Raw genomic sequence first — 16553 nt, 5'->3', positions numbered from 1 at the left:
GGGCTCCTCCCTCAAAATCATCCGCGCAGCCGGAAACCGTCCGGATCCTTCCCCCGCAAACGCCGAGAGAGGACCTGAAAGGACAGGCGGTTGGCCACCACGATGAACACCTTGCGCAAATGACCCGGGGGGTTGCGCAGTTCGCGCACCGCGTGCCACGAATGGTCGGTCTGGGCGAACAGAAAGCTACGGTTACCCAGCACCGTCGAGGCAGCTACCAGTTCGAGATCCTCGTACCCGGGCGCCGAATGCCGCGGAAAGCGTCCCCCGTCGTCCAACACCAGGGTTTGGCCGCCCCAGTCTTCCTGCCAGTCCGCCGGGGTATTGAGGTAAAAGATGTGTGAGCCCAGTTTGCGCCGCGCATCGGTGTGCGGTGATACCGACGCCCCTGCCGGCGCATAGTGCCAGTGCATGCTCAAAAGCACTGGGCTGCGTCGCGACAGCCCCAGCATCTGCCGCCAGAAATCGAGGTAGGCCGGACTGCGCAACTCCGCCAAAAAGTTCCGCCAATGGCTGGACAATCGATCTTCCACGGCTGGCACCACCTGCAAACTGAGACGCTCGTGCGTCTGCTGACCGTGCGCACGGCGCCGCTTTTCCTGCTGCATATCCTCGGGACTGGGTGACTCGCGGCAGAGCGTGGCAAAGGCGTCTTCCCTCAGAAATCCCTGGATACTGGCATAGGGATAAGGCCGCTTCTGCCGAAACGCCTCGCCATTCGCCAGTAGCGCCTCCATCACCGCCGAATCGATGTATTCCATTGCGCGCCCGCTATACAGGATTGTCTACACCGAAGCATAACCCAGTCCGGCACGGCCCGGAAACGGCCGGACGGCCGTACAAGCGGGCCGCATGGAAAGCCCGCGCGTATCGCCAGGGCGTAAATCCCTGGCATTGGGTGGAATGTCGAGAACCAGAGCAAGGCGCCCAAGACAGCGCTATCCGACGCTGCGTGCGCGACTCATACCCCCATCCAGCAAATCCTGCAGACCTTGATCCAGGGGGATTCCCGGCGCGATCAGGAACTGTTGCATGCGGCCAATATCTGACCGGGAATGGCGAATGTCACCGGGGAGGGGTGGAACGCCCTCAATCGATCCTTTGCCTCCGTGGAGTTCAATGATGAGCTCGGCCAGCCGCCGGACGGTCGTTACTTGCCCGCCAGCAATATTGACCACGCCACACAGAGAGGCGAACAAGGCAGCCAGATTGGCTCGTGCTACGTCGGCGACGTGGATGAAATCCCGCCCCTGGAGACCATCCCCGCGTACCGTCAGGGCCTGCCCCTTACGGATCTGATCCACAAAGCGGGAAATGACCCCACTATACGGAGAGCCCGGATCTTGCCGCGGACCATACACATTGAAATAGCGCAGACCCAGATGCGAGAGGCCATGTATCCGCCCGTAGAGTTCTGCGTAGAGTTCGTTGCTGTATTTTTCCAGACCGTAGGGAGATACCGGGCGAACAGGGGCCTGCTCGTCCACAGGCAAAACCTCCGGATCCCCATAAACGGCAGCCGACGAGGCGTATACCACGCGTGTGCCATGTCGACGCGCCTGCTCCAGCACGCGCACGAAGTTCAGGATATTCTGCCGGCAAGAGCCAAGCGGATCCTCCAGGCTTCGCTGCACGGACACCTGTGCCGCCAAGTGGAGGACGGCTTGTGCCTGGTCAAAAGCCCGTTCCAGCAACACGCCATCCTCCAGGTCTCCAGAAACGATTTCCAGATGCGGATGCTCCCATGGCAAATTTTCTTTTCGCCCGCTGGAGAAATTATCCAGCACCCGTACGCGATGACCCTCCTGCAAAAGCAGGTCGACGGTATGAGAGCCGATGAAACCAGCGCCTCCGATCACCAGAATACTTTTATGCTGGTCTTTCACATGGATCCTCACTGAGCACGCATGAAAGTCAAATAATCGATTCTTTCCAGATCCCGGGATAAAAAATAGAGCCCGAGCAGATCCGCCACAAAAAGTGATGCCAGAAAGCCCAAGCCATAAAAGAACGGCCCGGCCCAGAGGGTCATCCCGGTGAAGATAACGTTGCCCAAGAGAAAAGTGAGCGTCAGCAGGACGCTACGACCACGCAGATCCAGATAAAAATAGACATTCAGAAGACTCATCAACAAAAGCTGCAGACTTACACCGATGACGTCAAATTGAAAAATGCGGGCGTAGCTGCTGGAGTAACCCAAAAGCGCAAGGAGGGGCTGGGTGAAAGCAAAAGCCAACAGCACCGTGACTCCCTGGACCTTGGCGATGTCCCCAAGACCGGAACGCGTCGCAAGCAGCATGCGCAACTTGGCACTCTTCAGTTCTTCGTAGGTGCCACCGTCGATGATGGCCCGATTGTATGCATCGTAGGCCTCCACAAAATCCGTTTCCAGGCGAAAGAGGAACACCGCGAGACCTGGCACGATCAAAAGATAACTAAGAAAAATCGGAACATCGTAGATGGGCGAAGCCCGCAGCGGACCGATGATCGCAGCACTGGTTGCCGGAGAAAACCAGAACCAGAATTTATCCGTCCAAACAGCCAAATTGAAAGCGGTGCCCACCAGGGCGAGGGACCAGTACCAGCGGAGGCCGCGGTGCTCGGGCCACTGCACGAAGCCCGGGAACTGGCGGATCACCAGTGTCCCAAGACCCAGGAGTAAGATCCCCTGACCGAGTACGAATGCCAGCATGTAGCCGTCCAGACCAAAGCGCCGCCCCAGAAACAGGCCCAGGGCGACCACCGTTGCGTAGGCGAACAGATACCAGCTAACCAGGGCCTTGTAATCCTTGAGGCTGGTGCCCATGATCGTCAAAACCCAAACACCACAAAGCTCGATAAATGCCATGGCCATGAGCACCTGGTAAAGCCATGGCGTTGCCCTGAAGAAAAGCAGTAGCGCAGCCACCGCAAAGATGGTGCCGGGAACGAGTGCCGTGATCAGCATGGTGAGCAGGACCGTCACGACCGATCGCGTCTGTCGCGCAAAGAGCATATCCGCAATGTAGCGCGTGAAGAGGAGCTGCAAGGGACCGGTGAGTATCAGGGAAACCGCAATCAGATAAGTCACGGAAACCTGGAACTGGATGACCGACGCACGCGCAGTATGATCGCCGATTGCCAGAAATCCCAGCAATAGGATACCGAATATGGACAACAGCCACGGGCCCGACGATACCACGCCGGCATACCCATAGGCCTCCATCATCGCTAGATAACTTCCGCGCCGGAGAATACGCCGTAATTCAAAACCGATCCCAGCCATAGCTACTCCGTCATGACCTGATCGAAGAGGTCGCCGTAACGCGCAAACATCTGCTCTTCCCGGTAATGCCTCTCAACCCGGATAACGGCGTTGTGGCTACAAAGATTCCAACGCTCCTCGCTGTCCAGTAAGGCGATCATAGCCCCGGCAAGTGCGGCGGGATCGGCGATGGGAACGATGATCCCCGCCGGTTCCTCGACCGTGGGTTGGGCGCCATAAACCAGTTCCCGACACGAGCCGACGTCGGTGGCAACGACGGGCACCCCAGCGGCAACACTCTCGAGCACCGACAGGGGCAATCCCTCGCTGATGGAACTCAGAACCGTCAAGCGGACGGTCATCAACACCTCGGATACCGAGCGAAAACCCAGAAACTGGACACGATCCTGCAGACCGAGGTGTTCTACCAACACCCGACACTCGGCGTAATACTCCTCGTCCTCTTCCGTTGGCCCGACGATCCAGAACACGGTATTGCGGCCGCGAGCGTGCAGGATCGCCGCAGCCCGGATAAAGGTCTTGATATCCTTTATGGGAACGACGCGACCGATGAGCGCTACCACGTCTTCGCGCTGAAGAAAAGGACGCCGGGCAGCGACGAAACGTTCCACGTCAATCCCATTGGGTATGGTGAGCAGCTTTTCTGGTGGCGCGCCCCCCGCCAGTTGTAGAGGAATCACCCCTTCGTACAGATTCAGAATGCGCCATGCCTGCTGATACGCCAGGCGCCCGAGAAACTCAAAAAAATGGATCCAGAGCTGGCGCAAATAGTGAATCTGTCCAGGTCGACGGAGGAACTCGTCGTCCTCGTGAATCCAGCGCGCAAGCATCAGATCGATGCGCCTTTCCTTGGTATAGATTCCGTGCTCGGAAATAAGGAGGGGTCGATCCTGTCGGCTAGACAGCAGGGCGCCCAGAAAACCAGCGTAACCCGTGGAGGGAGACAGCAGGAGTTTTGCCCGCGGCGCAGCTTGCACGGCCCTCTGCAAAATCCACAGCGGTCCATGCATTCCGCGTATGGTCCAAAAATAATCCACAAAAGGGGGTTGATCTGGAATCTCTGCATAGCGCTGCAAAAAGTAGTCCCAGATGGCCGGTGCATGGAAAAACGCCTCCGGACTGACGCCAAAGTTTTCCGCGAGATCCATATCCTCCATGGGAAAGGCCTCTCCACGCAGGCAGGACCTCATCTGGCGATGCGCGCCGTCGATGCCATCCACATCGATCCGCCCCATAGCTGAAGACGCTTTGGCGTGGCTTGCCGATGCATCGTAAAGAAAATATTCGGCAAAATAATCGACATTGTCGGGTAGAGCGTAAGCCTCGCCAAGACGGTAATCGGATTTTGCGCTACCCAGGAAAATGATCCCGAAACGTCGCTTGGGAAAACCCTCGATGATCCGCTTGACCCAGGACGAAACCCCGCCGCGGACGTAGGGAAAGGTCCCCTCGAGTAGCAATAGGATATCGGTGGATTCCGCCGTTTTATCTCTCATCCGCGCTCTGCTCCCTGCCAGAATCGGTGGGAAGGACCATAACGGGGAGAAACGGAAAGTTCCGGGTGCTTGCGGTAGAGTTCCCGCAAAGCCCCAAGATCACGGCGAAGAAAGTGTGCAGCGGCCTCATGGGGGGCGAGGACAGCGGCGGCGATGCCCTGGCCGCGCGCAGACGCGAAGTGGGCAAGGGCCAGGTTCGCCTCACCGTGCTCCAGGGCACGGAGACCCTGCAAGAAAGGCGGCTCCGCGGCCGGCGTTTGGGCGCCCACCGTGGGGGCCGGCCCACGAACATCGTCGAGACGCACCACGGGTTCAGCTATCTCCTGAGAAACGGAATGATCGATGTTCCAGCGCAGCCAGGCCAGATACTCTTGGAGCCTCCCGACCCGGGCTTCGTCCGCGGATCCGGCAATGCGCCGCTGCAGATCGATGAGCATATCGGTGTTTTCCTGTTCTCGCCGATCCAGCGCAGCGTAGGCCAGCAGACGTACCTCCTCGGCTTCGTCACGCAGTGCGTTACGCAGCAAGCGGATCTCGTCGGCAAAACGGGAACCCATGACTTGAGATAGCGCCTCTACCCGTTGCTGCGGATCCCGGGAGCCACGCATACGGGCGGCAATGGCTCCCGGGGTCAGGTTGATGGAGCGCAAACGAAAATCCCGAGCGGGCGGCGGCAGGCGGATGGGCTCTACCTCGGCTTCGCCAGTACGGTGCACAACGGAGCGCAGGGCGACGGCGTAGACCAAGGTCAAGACCGCACCGACGTAGGGTAGGACGAGACACAACAGGGCAAAGAGGAGCACCGCCAGACGCCGACCCTTGGGCCGAGTCACGGGCACCACGTAACTGGCCACGATCGTCGCCATTAGCGAAAGCGCCGTATCGAGCAGAAGCCAGCGTATCAAGGGCGCGATCCCAGCCAATGGGCCAGCTGCTCCGCCGCTGGACGTGCATCGATGCGCATGAAGTCCGCGCCCAGAAAGGCGCTCTGCCAAAGCCCGGCGCAACACCTCTGTAACTCTGCCTCCACCCGCGCCCTCTGTCCCTCGGCAGCGGTGGTACCGGCAAAGGGTAACAAGGTCAGCACACGCAGATATTCGCCATCCTCGTGTACCCAAAAGACATCCAGTCCGCGGCGCAGTTTCTGGATCTTGTCCGCGATCTCCCGGGCTTCCCTGCCGGCGCGAAAAACAAAGCTCTGACAGACTCCAGGCTGGGGGACGATCCCTGCCAGGCGACGCAGCTGCAAAAAATCCACAGCGAAATCCACGGGGCAGTCTGGCCAGCGGGATAGCAGTTCCTGAGCATGGACACAGCCATCCCGATAGTGACAAAGATACTGAAAGAAAACCTCGATAATCTGGATACTCTCGAAGGTAATGGCGAAAAAGGTCATGTCCTCAATGCAGAGCATATGACGATCCTGACCCGGCTCACCGTTGAGGTGCACACTCAAATACCGCTGAATGCGCTCCACTTGCAGGTCGGCCAGCTGCTGACTGCGCCCCTCGGCGAGCGCCGCCCGGGCGACAGGATCGCCACCATCCCATTCTGCCACCGGACCAAAGCTTGCCAGGCGGCGAGGCTCAGCGGCCCCCGCCTCCCAGCGATACCAGGACGCCACTTGCACCCCGGCCAGCTGGTTCAGGAAGTACAGCATCTTCTCCAGCAGGGGGGCGTCCATCTCGCCTTTTCCCCGACGCAGGTCTTGGCGCAATTCCTCCAGAGCACTGCGTATGGACACCGGCTGATACACGAGACTTTGTTCTAGCCGGTCCAGAGAGGTCCGGGTGACGTACAGATCGTCCGCCAACTGCCGTAAGCGAGTAGCGGTAATTTTTTCCTGCAGGGCCCGGTCCACCTCGCGCCGCGACCAATACGCGGCATACTCGGCGGCGATGAGCGTCACCAGGAGCGTTCCGGCAGCGTCGGGAAGCAAGGTGGTGCTGGGATAGGGATGCCACCAGGTGACCGCAGCGAGGATCAGCGCGGCGACAGCGCCAGGCAGGAACTCGTAACGCAGGGCGATGAGCAATGGCACCAGGATGAGCCAAGGGAAAGGCTGCTGCAACAGCAACGGATCCTGGGGGGCCAGGAAGTGCGTGAGGACGAGGACCAGGGCAGGTAGGAGGATTGCCTCCAGCCAGCCCTCCCGCCAGCGGGGGATGGATGTCAGCAGACGCATGCTCAGCGGTTCAAAGCACGATCCAGGAGCCGCTGCATCAGACGCTGGGCCACGCCGCCGGTGCCGCTCCGTCCAAGGCTACCACCGTGAGCACTCCCGACCCCACTCCAGACCACGCGATCCTTGGCAACATCCACCACCCAGAGGGTCATAGCCACTTCCGGTTCGGCATTGATGCCCGCTCGGTAGGTCCACTCGTCCACACTTCCCGCCAAGGCATAACGAGCGCCATCGCTTCTGGCCGCCGTCAAGGCCTCGGCGTATTCCTTTTTCCAGTCGCCGCCGAGCAGGTCTTGCGTGCGCGTGCTGACGGGGAGGCTGCCCACCACACGCTGCCCTTCGCTCTGCAGGATGCCAGCGGCCAAGGCAGCAGCGCGGGCATTGGCCATGGGTGTTTCGGTGTTATTGGCAAAGGGCAGGACCGCCCAAGCCACATCCTGCGCCTTCGGCAGCGGTTTTGCCGTACGCAGGTCCATGCCGGCACAGCCCGACAGCAGTGCCAAAAGTCCCACAGAAGCCAATACCCAGCGCCAGTTCATCGCCCGTCCTCCTTTGCTCAAAAATATACGCGATAGGCCATCTTGAAGATGCGCTCGCTGATGGCCAGACCATTACCGCCCTGCCCCTGGGAAAAGCCGATGCGCAGACGGTCGGGCCCAAAAACGGGAGTACTCACTCCGGCATCCAGCTGATACTGCATTCCAAAGCGGGTGTTGTCGTAGACGCTGAGCGCGAGATACGGCGTCCAGTTGCTGTCGATGGCGCGCTCCCACTGGCCCCACTGCAGGCGCAAACCCACATCCCCGTAGCTTCCGGGCAGAACGGAATCGATGGTGCGTGCTGAGGGAATCAGGGTCTGGGCGACCAGCCCCTGCACTTGCCCTCGTCGATTTAGATCGTGATAGTCGACAAAGGGCCCGGCCTCGAGCTCCCAGGGACCGAGGCCGTGGCGCCACAGCAGGGAGGCTCCAGCAAAGAGATCCGAGCCCAGGTCGACTCCGTCCTGACCCCGATACTGCCGCCAGCCAGCGCCCAATCCCGCGGTCCAGGCGCCCACCTGCTGCATCAGCTGCAAGCGTATGCCACTCGCCATTCCCGCCACGGCCAGCGCTGGGCTCTGCTGGCTGCGCCCATGGTATTCCACGGTACCCGAGAGCACGCGGCCAGCAGACATCTGCCAACGGGCCTTGAGATCGAGGGTCAGATGGTTGCGCATGCCCTCGTAACTGCCCACCAGGGTCTGGATCTCCCAGTCCGGTGCTTGCCAATAGAGTCCGAGGGCTGCGCGCTCACTCCAGCCCGGCAGACGCTGCAATCCCGCAGCTTGGGAGGTCGCCTCGCGCAAGGCATCGGCGTCGAGCTCGATCCCCCAGGCATCGCCCAAGGCCAGGCGGCCGCGCAGTCGCGGACCATACTGACTGAGGCCGTTGAAGCTCTGCCAGATACCCGCGAGATCCACGTAACTCGCGCTCTTACGCACCGCCTGCAGGTATTCCCGACGCAGTCGCCAATCGTAGGGATCCGTCTCCATGGCCGCGAGGGCATCCTTTCGTGCCTGCCCATAGCGCCCCAGATCCATCTGTGCCTGGAGACGATCGCGCGCCGGCAGGCGCTCTGGATGTTGCAGTAGCCTCGCCATTTCCGGCCCATCGTAACGATGCAAGGCAAGGCTCAGCTTTGCCCAGTCGGGAGTGGGCTTGGGGTTGTTCTGGATGAGCAACTGGGCGAGCCCCCAGTAACTCTGGCCCAAAGCCCAGGAGATGGCCGGGAGATAGTCACCTCGCCGAGCTTCAGCCAGGAGTATCCGCCGGGTGGCATCACCGAGACTGGGCGATGCAGACAAGCTTTCGGCCAGAGTGCGCAGGGGATCGCTGGAAAAGGCGCCCGTAGCATCCACTGGGGAGCTGTCGGCGCGCGCTTCGTCCTCGGACGGTGCAGAAGGTATCGTCACCGGGGATCGAAAAGGCGTCGTTACCGCGGCATCGGCCGCTGGCTCCGCCGCCAATGCCCCAGGGGTGTACCACAGGGCGCCCAATCCAGATATCAAGACATAGCCATAGTCACGCGCGTTCACGGCTGCACTACCCCCGTACCACCGCGCTCCAGCGCTTCGAGACTGAGCCGGGCTGCCTGTTGCCGCTGCGACCAGGCGATCCCCGAGCTGCCGCTCTCTGCCCACAGGCCAGCCTGCTGGAGCAAAGCTCGGGGCGAACCATCGCGCGCCCTCCGGTCCGGAGCAAGATTCAGATAGAGTGCCGAGCGGCTTCGTCCCATGCGTTCCAGGGCATTGGCGACGGCATCCCGCAGTCCCGGAGCAGGATGCAGGGCGTCCCCGACCAAGAGCGCGCGCAGGGTAGCCACCCGGTCGTGATCGATGAGCATCCACAGGAGGTTGACCTGGGCCAGCTCGTCCTCGGGGTTGAGATGCAAGACCTCGGCGTAGGCTCGCCCCGCAGCATCGAAGTTGCCCTCGGCACTGGCCCACTGCCCCATGGCCATCCAGTAGGCCGGATAGTTACGGATGCCATCGGGGTCGTTGGCGGGAACCTGGTTCAACAAGCCACCGAGCGTTTGCCATTGTTGCGCGGCGCCGGCGTAGTAAAGCGCCTCGAAATAGAACAAGGGCAGGTGGTAGCGTCGCCAGCCCTCTTCGGCGACGTGCATGGCCGCCTCGGGGCTCTCTTTTCCACTGAGAAGGACCAGTCGTTGCAGATCATACTTACTGGCCGCGCCCAGCAAATAGAGGGTTTTCTCGGCAGCGAAGGCGGCGGAATCGTCGTGTATCTCCCAGGCCAGGAGGGCATAGAGCTGCCAGAAAGGCACATCGTCCAGAGTCGCCGCGGTACGTGCACGCTTCAGCGCCTGAAAGGCAAGGCGGTAGTCCCCGCGCATGGAGAGCAGGCGTGCCTCCTCCACGGCAATGTGAACGGTGGTGCCGTAGATCTGGGCGCTACGCTGCAAGGCCGATAAGCTTTGGTGGAGCTCGCCGAGCTGGTAGCTCAGATAGGCCTTCTGCTCCAGCAGGTAGCGGCGCGGTCCACCGCGCCGTAGCGCAGTGTCGATGATGCGCAGTGCTCTGTCCGGCTCTCCCAGCTCCCCATAGGCAAAGATCAGGGATTTCCAGTCGGCGTCGCTGAGGGTGCCGGCGCGCGCCGCAGGGCTCAAGAGCTGCACCACAAGGTCCGGCCGCGACAGACTCACGGCCAGGGTGACGGCTTGCTGTGTGGCGGCCGCGTCCCCGTGCTGGGCAAGCCAGGTCCACTGCGTCAAAGCCTGCTCCCGTTGCCCGAGCCACAGAGCGACCTGGATGAGGCGCTGGCGCCATTGCCGATCCTCCGGGCGCAACTGCACTGCGGTGTAGGCCAGGCGATAGGCCTCGTGCAGCCGATGACTCTGGAGAAAGGCACTCCAGGCTAAATCGTAGAGCCGGGAAGCGTAAGGCCCGGGATAAGGTTGTACGACCAAAGGCGGGGCATACCAGGAAGGGGACTCGCCGCCCTGATCCAGATAACGCATACCCTTACCGGTTTTCTGGCTTTGCTCCAAATCCGCAGCAAAGGCGTTGGCAACCTCCTTTTGGCGCAGATACTTTGCACGCCACTGCGCATCGTCGGAGGCGAGACTCCCGGGCACCTTCCACCAATCTGCGGGGGCAGTAACGGTCCGTGCCTGGGCCAGGATGGGCAGACACAGACAGCAGAGCACGAAGATTCCGGACCTCACCGCGACGATTCCTCGCCGCCGGACCGCAACAGTTCGCGGTGCAGCCACCGGGCAGCCAGATCGGGCTTGCCCGCGGCCAGGGCAAGCCGGGCCATGAAGAGGACGATGGTACGATCCTGCCAAAGTAATGGCTTGCGGGCGAGAATCGCCTCACAACGGGTCAGGGCAAGGGCGGCACCAGCCCCACCCTCCAGCCACGCTCCGCCCTGCAGAAACAGGGACCTTTGCTGCGCAGGGTCCGCAGACACGGCGGCCAGGTTCAACAATATCTGCCCCCCCGCTGCGGGGTCGCCCCCTGCCACGAGAGCGCGAGCCGCCTGCCGCTGGTCCTCCTGCGCAGACCCTGGATCGGTCGCGGCAGCCGCCGTCCAGAAGCGCGCGCTCAGCCTGTAGGCCCCCACTGCAGCGGCGTCCCGCGCCAGGGAGCGCCACTGCGCCGGCGTCCAGCCCCCCAGCCGGAGCAAACCGTCCAGGATGGGCACCAGATGGGAGAGCGCCCGGCGACGTTGAGGCGATTGGGGCGGGATGGCCAAGGCCTGCGTTCGCGCAATCTGCCATTGCAGAAGACGGGCCTGGCGATACCGCGGGTTCTGGCTGTTTGCCAAGATAGGAGCAATCTGCCTCAGGGCAGCGGCATACTGGCCGCTTTGCAGCATCAGTTCCGCACCTTGCAGTTGCGCCTGGGCATCTCCCGCGGAGTCGTAGAAGGACAGGCCACCGCGCCATCCGTACTGCCAGGCCACCGCAAATACCACGGCGCAAACCAGTATGGCGAATACCGCCAGACTTGCCGGGCGCAGGAGATGCGCACGCGCTTCCCCGTCCCGCTCAGGAGCAGTGGACATCGATACGGACATGCTCGGCGTCGCTGCGGATTTCGCCAGAGTCCCCGATGGCAGCCGGCTTGCCATTGATGCGTGCACGGCAGGCCTGGGCATTGCCCAGCCGTAGCGTCACCGGTACCGTGCCATCCAGCTCAGCAGAGAAGCCCCTGGCATCCTGTCGATAATCGGCAATGGCCGCGTTGGCGCTGGCAATGTAGGGTGGCTGAGGCGGCGTCGACTGTAGCGCGAGGTACGTGGAGTCCCGGCCATCCATGTGCACATACCAGCGCCCGTTGGGGGTGGCATGGTATCCAGCAATCCCCTGACTTTGCAGAAGATTGGGGTAGCCCAGATCCTTGGGCATACGCAACTCCTGCAAGACCTTGGCGCCACCGATCCAGAACCCATCTCCCTGACGAGCTATGTGGATGGTGAAGAAGTTGTTGGCGATCTTGGCATAGTCCGCCACATAGACGGGCGTGATGGACTGCTTCAGTACCCAGTCGTAGACCCGTTCCAGTGCCGACAGCGAAGCCAACTTGGTCGCCGTGTACCAGTGCGTGTAGATATCGATGGGTTTGAGCCGGTGCGGCTTGTCCGTCATCTCGAAGGTCTGGATGACGTCGATGTAACCCCAGTAGGGGCCATGCCACTGATTGGTGAAATAATCCTCATTGGCGTCCGGGGCAAAAACCTGCAGCCATTTCCCGCGAAAGATGCCGATGGGCGGTACGGCAGTGATGCTGGGATTTTTCTTGCTGATGTAGCTGGTGCCGCCATTGATGTTTTCCAGGCCGGCGCCGTAGGCGAGTCCCACCACCTGCGCATCGGGTTCGCAGTCGCCAGACCACTGATCGATCACCACCTGCTTTCCGGGCGGCGCCAGATGTTTGTCGATCCACTTGGCAGCGCCCACCGCCTCCATATACGGGCTGAACGTATAACCGGGCACGGGCAAGTTGATACCGGGATAATCCTTACCGGCTTCGATGGCCGGCCAGTTAAAGGGATGGGACCACATGTGCGAGCCGATTTCCACATAGGGCAACCGGAACAGCTCCCGCGCCACCTGGGTACCCAGCGGCGCAAGGGCGGGATAGAGGCCACGATCCCCTGGCAGAAGGTCGCCAACGATGACGGAACCCGTAAAGGGCAATCGGTACTTTTTCAGGATCCGATCCATGTAGACCTGGCCCGCAATATGGTAGGGAGGGAAGTCGGCACGGCTGACGAATCCGTCACCATCCGTGTGCGCCATGAAGAGGCGCCGACCACTCTCGGTGGTGGTATCGGGCACCGGCATCTTGGGTAGGCGAAAGGCCTGCCGATACAGGGCGAAGGGATCGACCAACCAGCGCGTGTCCTTGTTGGGCAGTGTCGTCAAGAGGTAGGGGCTCAAGACGTATCCGCCCCAGGGGGTTATGGCTGCGGCATCCTCCCGGTCGCCATGGGCCGCCTGTAGTTGCAGCCAGACCCGACTCTCCGAGGGGGCCTGTGCCGCAAGGAAGTCCCGAGCATCGGGCGTGATGGACATCTCGTACTGCATCTCCGCTGCGGCATGGATGAGCTCAACCGAAGTCGCATCCACCGAGCGAGGCGCGATCATCCCCAACGCGGCAAAGGTCTTGGCATCCAGATCGTTCTGAAAATCTCCCAACAGCAGGATGGGAATCCCCTGGGCGCGGGCCTCACGAATCCAGTGCGAAAGCGCCGGAACGTCGTCCACCGGATCACCATCGCTCCAGAAGATGACTCCGGCATACTCCCCCGGAACGGGCGGCGGCACTCCCTGGGACAACCGCCGAAATTCTGGGATATATCCCAGATATTCCAAAGGCATGGCGCCGTTGGCAAAGGGCGTGCTGTATTCTTCCGGTTGGGTGCTGTTGTAAAGCACCAGTACCTTGCGCGGCATGGGCTCCCGCAGTCCGGCGCCAACGGCCGTGAGCTCGGGGTTACTGACGTAGGGAATGAAGCCGTCGGCACGAATCCGCTGGGCATCCTCCCACCAGCCGGAACGGTTCATCGCCGGCGGCATGTAGTCGACAATGACGACGGGCAGGCCAAAGCCCTGGGCCTTGTGCAATTCCCGCAGCAGAGCCCTACGCTCGCTCTCCGGGACTTCCGTGTAACGATGTTCAGCCTGATCCCAGCCTCGGTACAGGGATTCCGCCAGGACCGCGACCAGATCCCCATGGATCTCAGGGAGTACTGAGAAGCCACGATTGGCGATGAGTTTGGCTTCGGGATGCGCCGTTTTCAGGGCTTTGATCAGATCCACCAGGCCCTCTTCTTGGGCGTGGCGGGCGGCACCTTTGGTCACGGACTCGTAGGAGTCGAGGGTATCCAGAAAAAATCCCCGATACCCTTGGGCCCAGATAGGATCGACCACCTGGTGCAGCACGTAGCCCCGGCAACTCGACTTGGCCAGATCGATGATCTTTCCTCCCCAGCTCCTGTTCGTGCCCAAAACACAATCTTGGGGCAATTGGGCGTAGCGAGCGTCGCCGGGAACCGTCTCGCCCACACTGACGTAGGCAAAGACCTGCTGCCCCGGAAAGGCGCTGGGCAGGCGCTCTGCACCCGGATTGACGACGAGCCAGTGAAAATCGCGAAAGGCGGCGGGAGCCGGTCCTGAACCATAATAGAGCCCAACACTGGGCAGGCTATCCTCAGGCGCAGCCCAAGAGAGACCCGCCCAGACAGCCAGGACCATGAAAGTCAGAAAACGCAACCACCGTGTTCGCTGCAATAGCATCTCCTCAGATGTCCGATCCATGCGAGCAGAGGTGCGACATACCCTCCTGCTACGCGTAAGCCGACCACATGGTTTCATGATGCCCACAGTCTTGAGCCAGGGCAAGGACGGGCCGATGAAGGTCTGCAGTATCCGATGAGGAGGAAGTCGACCACCAGGGCTTCAGACCGTGCACATTTGGCGCAGGGGCGGATCGGCGCCGCTTTTATTGGTCTGTCATCTTCGAAGGAATCACCTGCTGCAGAGGGTTATTCGCGATGAAATGCATTTCCAGACAATTGGTTAGAGTGATTATGTACGGAATGGCGCCGCGCTGGTACAAATATTCGGCGACGGTGGCTTCACACCACCGCAAAAGGAGACCTTATTGCTGAGTGTCCCAAAATATTACCACCCCAAAAGGACCACAGCTAAAGATCACCTCTTTTTATCCATTATCACCAGAACCGGAGATGAGCCGCGCCTCACTCCACCGTCACGGCTTTGGCAAGATTACGGGGACGATCGACATCCGTACCTTTTACCAAGGCCGCGTGATAGGCGAGCAACTGTACCGGGATCGCGTGCAGAACGGGCGACAACAGTCCAGCGTGGCGAGGCAGTCGAATGACGTGGATACCTGCCGCCGCCTCGAAATGGCTGTCGAGATCGGCGAAGACGTAGAGCTCTCCTCCCCGCGCCCGCACCTCCTGCATATTGGCGGCCAGCTTCTCCAGAAGGCGATCGTTGGGCGCGATGACCACCACCGGCATGTGCTGATCCACCAGAGCCAGGGGCCCGTGTTTCAGCTCACCGGCAGGATAGGCTTCGGCATGGATGTAGGAGATCTCCTTGAGCTTCAGGGCGCCTTCTAGAGCTATGGGGTAATGCAGGCCGCGCCCCAGGAAAAGGGCGTGATCCTTGTCGGCAAAGCGCTGCGCCCACAACTGGATCTGCGGTTCGAGGTTGAGGGCCTGCTGCACCCCACCCGGCAACTCGCGCAGGTGCTCCAGGTGCTGCGCGAGGCTCACATCATCCAGGCGACCGCGCAGAATGGCCAAAGACAATGCCAGGAGGTAGAGGGCCACCAGCTGAGTGGTAAAGGCCTTGGTGGAGGCGACCCCGATTTCCGGCCCAGCCCGGGTAATGAAGCGTAGGGCCGAGGCCCGGGGGATGGCACTTTCCGCCACATTGCAGATGGACAAAGTCTCCTCGTGCCCGAGATCCTTGGCCCGGCGCAGCGCTTCCCAGGTATCGAGGGTCTCGCCGGACTGCGACAAGGTGACGATGAGCTGGTTTGGGTTGGGAATGGAGTCGCGATAGCGATACTCGTGCCCGAGCTCGGCATGGGCAGGTATGCCGGCGATGGTCTCGACCCACTGACGCCCCACCAGGCTCGCGTAGTGGCTAGTACCCGAGGCCAGAAAAAGTACACGCTCCACGTGCGCCAGGCGTTCACGTGCATCCTGCCCCCAGAGATCCTGCAAAGAGAAGGGACCCTGCAAGGCGCCCTCCAGGGTGTCGGCTATGGCCCGAGGTTGCTCGTGGATCTCTTTCTGCATGAAGTGACGATACGGGCCAAGATCGATGGCTGCGGGGCTCAACTGGCTCCAGTGTTCCTGGCGCGCGACCACCTGACCACGGGCATCCTCGATACGAATACCGCTGCGCGTGACTTCGGCCAGATCACCGTCCTCAAGATACACGACTCGCCGGGTCACCGGCAGGAGTGCAGCGACATCGGACGCAAAATACTGGCCACTCTCGGCCAGTCCCAGCAAGAGCGGGCAGCCCATACGAGCGACGCAAAGACGATCGGGATCGCTACGACTCAGTACAGCGATCGCAAAGGCCCCGCGCAGTTGACCCATGGCGGCCCGACAGGCGCTCAGCAGATCGGGCTGGCGGGATCGCTCGCGATGGACCAGATGGGCGATGACCTCGGTGTCCGTTTCCGAGCTGAAGACATAACCTTGCGCCTGAAGTTCCTGGCGTAACTCGGCGAAATTCTCAATGATGCCATTGTGGACGACGGCAATGTCCTCCCCCGAGAGGAGCGGATGGGCATTGTGCTCGACGACTCCGCCGTGGGTCGCCCAACGGGTGTGGCCGATACCTATGCTGCCCGCGAGAGCGTCGCGGGCGATGAGGGCGCTGAGCTCGGCGACTCTGCCGACGCTGCGCCGACGCACGATACCGCCCGCCGCTGAGACGAGCGCAACCCCCGCGGAGTCGTAGCCGCGGTATTCCAGACGGCGCAATCCCTCGAGAATATGGGGCAACACATCGCCATCCGCTACGCCACCGACGATTCCACACATGG

General features: G+C 61.5%; 12 protein-coding genes. All 12 read right to left on the bottom strand.

Translation table 11 applies throughout. From position 1 onward, the window contains the following. Positions 1 to 17: 17 nt before the first annotated feature. The 12 genes from ACAty_RS00235 to glmS all read right to left on the bottom strand — a co-directional run bounded on the left by ACAty_RS00235 (position 18) and on the right by glmS (position 16551). Entirely contained in the window at positions 18 to 761 is a 744-nt protein-coding gene (locus tag ACAty_RS00235; RefSeq protein WP_004869755.1) for a 2OG-Fe(II) oxygenase, read from the bottom strand. Between the two features lie 177 nt (positions 762 to 938). Further along, positions 939 to 1886, bottom strand: coding sequence for an NAD-dependent epimerase/dehydratase family protein (locus ACAty_RS00230; RefSeq protein ID WP_004869751.1), 948 nt, complete (start codon positions 1884 to 1886; stop codon positions 939 to 941). A gap of 8 nt (positions 1887 to 1894) precedes the next feature. Further along, positions 1895 to 3265: an exopolysaccharide Pel transporter PelG gene (gene pelG / locus ACAty_RS00225; protein ID WP_004869750.1), complete on the bottom strand. Its 1371-nt coding sequence runs from the start codon at positions 3263 to 3265 to the stop codon at positions 1895 to 1897. A gap of 2 nt (positions 3266 to 3267) precedes the next feature. Beyond that, on the bottom strand, positions 3268 to 4761 hold the full coding sequence (gene pelF, locus ACAty_RS00220; protein WP_004869749.1) for a GT4 family glycosyltransferase PelF: 1494 nt from the start codon (positions 4759 to 4761) through the stop codon (positions 3268 to 3270). Further along, positions 4758 to 5666 carry a hypothetical protein gene (locus ACAty_RS00215; protein ID WP_226824484.1) on the bottom strand — a complete coding sequence of 303 codons (909 nt, stop codon included), beginning with the start codon at positions 5664 to 5666 and terminating at the stop codon, positions 4758 to 4760. The genes pelF and ACAty_RS00215 overlap by 4 nt, the downstream gene beginning before the upstream one ends. Continuing rightward, positions 5663 to 6946: a PelD GGDEF domain-containing protein gene (locus ACAty_RS00210; RefSeq protein WP_004869747.1), complete on the bottom strand. Its 1284-nt coding sequence runs from the start codon at positions 6944 to 6946 to the stop codon at positions 5663 to 5665. The genes ACAty_RS00215 and ACAty_RS00210 overlap by 4 nt, the downstream gene beginning before the upstream one ends. A 2-nt stretch (positions 6947 to 6948) precedes the next feature. Then, complete coding sequence (locus ACAty_RS00205) at positions 6949 to 7485, bottom strand: hypothetical protein (RefSeq protein WP_004869745.1); 537 nt, start codon at positions 7483 to 7485, stop codon at positions 6949 to 6951. Positions 7486 to 7502: 17 nt separating this feature from the next. Further along, positions 7503 to 9020, bottom strand: a complete 1518-nt coding sequence (locus ACAty_RS00200; RefSeq protein ID WP_070114078.1) for a hypothetical protein — start codon at positions 9018 to 9020, stop codon at positions 7503 to 7505. Further along, positions 9017 to 10669 carry a tetratricopeptide repeat protein gene (locus tag ACAty_RS00195; protein ID WP_038471333.1) on the bottom strand — a complete coding sequence of 551 codons (1653 nt, stop codon included), beginning with the start codon at positions 10667 to 10669 and terminating at the stop codon, positions 9017 to 9019. The genes ACAty_RS00200 and ACAty_RS00195 overlap by 4 nt, the downstream gene beginning before the upstream one ends. Next, complete coding sequence (locus ACAty_RS00190) at positions 10666 to 11514, bottom strand: hypothetical protein (RefSeq protein ID WP_004869739.1); 849 nt, start codon at positions 11512 to 11514, stop codon at positions 10666 to 10668. The genes ACAty_RS00195 and ACAty_RS00190 overlap by 4 nt, the downstream gene beginning before the upstream one ends. Further along, a complete protein-coding gene (locus ACAty_RS00185; protein WP_226823202.1) occupies positions 11498 to 14251 on the bottom strand; it encodes a bifunctional glycoside hydrolase 114/ polysaccharide deacetylase family protein in 2754 nt (917 codons plus the stop codon). Before ACAty_RS00185 ends, ACAty_RS00190 begins: the two co-directional genes overlap by 17 nt. Before the next feature lie 464 nt (positions 14252 to 14715). Beyond that, entirely contained in the window at positions 14716 to 16551 is a 1836-nt protein-coding gene (gene glmS / locus ACAty_RS00180) for a glutamine--fructose-6-phosphate transaminase (isomerizing) (RefSeq protein WP_004869729.1), read from the bottom strand. Positions 16552 to 16553 lie beyond the last annotated feature (2 nt).

The organism is Acidithiobacillus caldus ATCC 51756 (assembly GCF_000175575.2).
Lineage (GTDB): Bacteria > Pseudomonadota > Gammaproteobacteria > Acidithiobacillales > Acidithiobacillaceae > Acidithiobacillus_A > Acidithiobacillus_A caldus.
This window is presented reverse-complemented; position numbering and strand designations above follow the sequence as displayed.

Bases quoted from the DNA above. Each gene is read 5' to 3' on its own strand.
- ACAty_RS00235 (WP_004869755.1), bottom strand. From the start codon at position 761: ATGGAATACATCGATTCGGCGGTGATGGAGGCGCTACTGGCGAATGGC.
- pelG (WP_004869750.1), bottom strand. From the start codon at position 3,265: ATGGCTGGGATCGGTTTTGAATTACGGCGTATTCTCCGGCGCGGAAGT.
- pelF (WP_004869749.1), bottom strand. From the start codon at position 4,761: ATGAGAGATAAAACGGCGGAATCCACCGATATCCTATTGCTACTCGAG.
- ACAty_RS00210 (WP_004869747.1), bottom strand. From the start codon at position 6,946: ATGCGTCTGCTGACATCCATCCCCCGCTGGCGGGAGGGCTGGCTGGAG.
- ACAty_RS00205 (WP_004869745.1), bottom strand. From the start codon at position 7,485: ATGAACTGGCGCTGGGTATTGGCTTCTGTGGGACTTTTGGCACTGCTG.
- ACAty_RS00190 (WP_004869739.1), bottom strand. From the start codon at position 11,514: ATGTCCACTGCTCCTGAGCGGGACGGGGAAGCGCGTGCGCATCTCCTG.
- ACAty_RS00185 (WP_226823202.1), bottom strand. From the start codon at position 14,251: ATGCTATTGCAGCGAACACGGTGGTTGCGTTTTCTGACTTTCATGGTC.
- glmS (WP_004869729.1), bottom strand. From the start codon at position 16,551: ATGTGTGGAATCGTCGGTGGCGTAGCGGATGGCGATGTGTTGCCCCAT.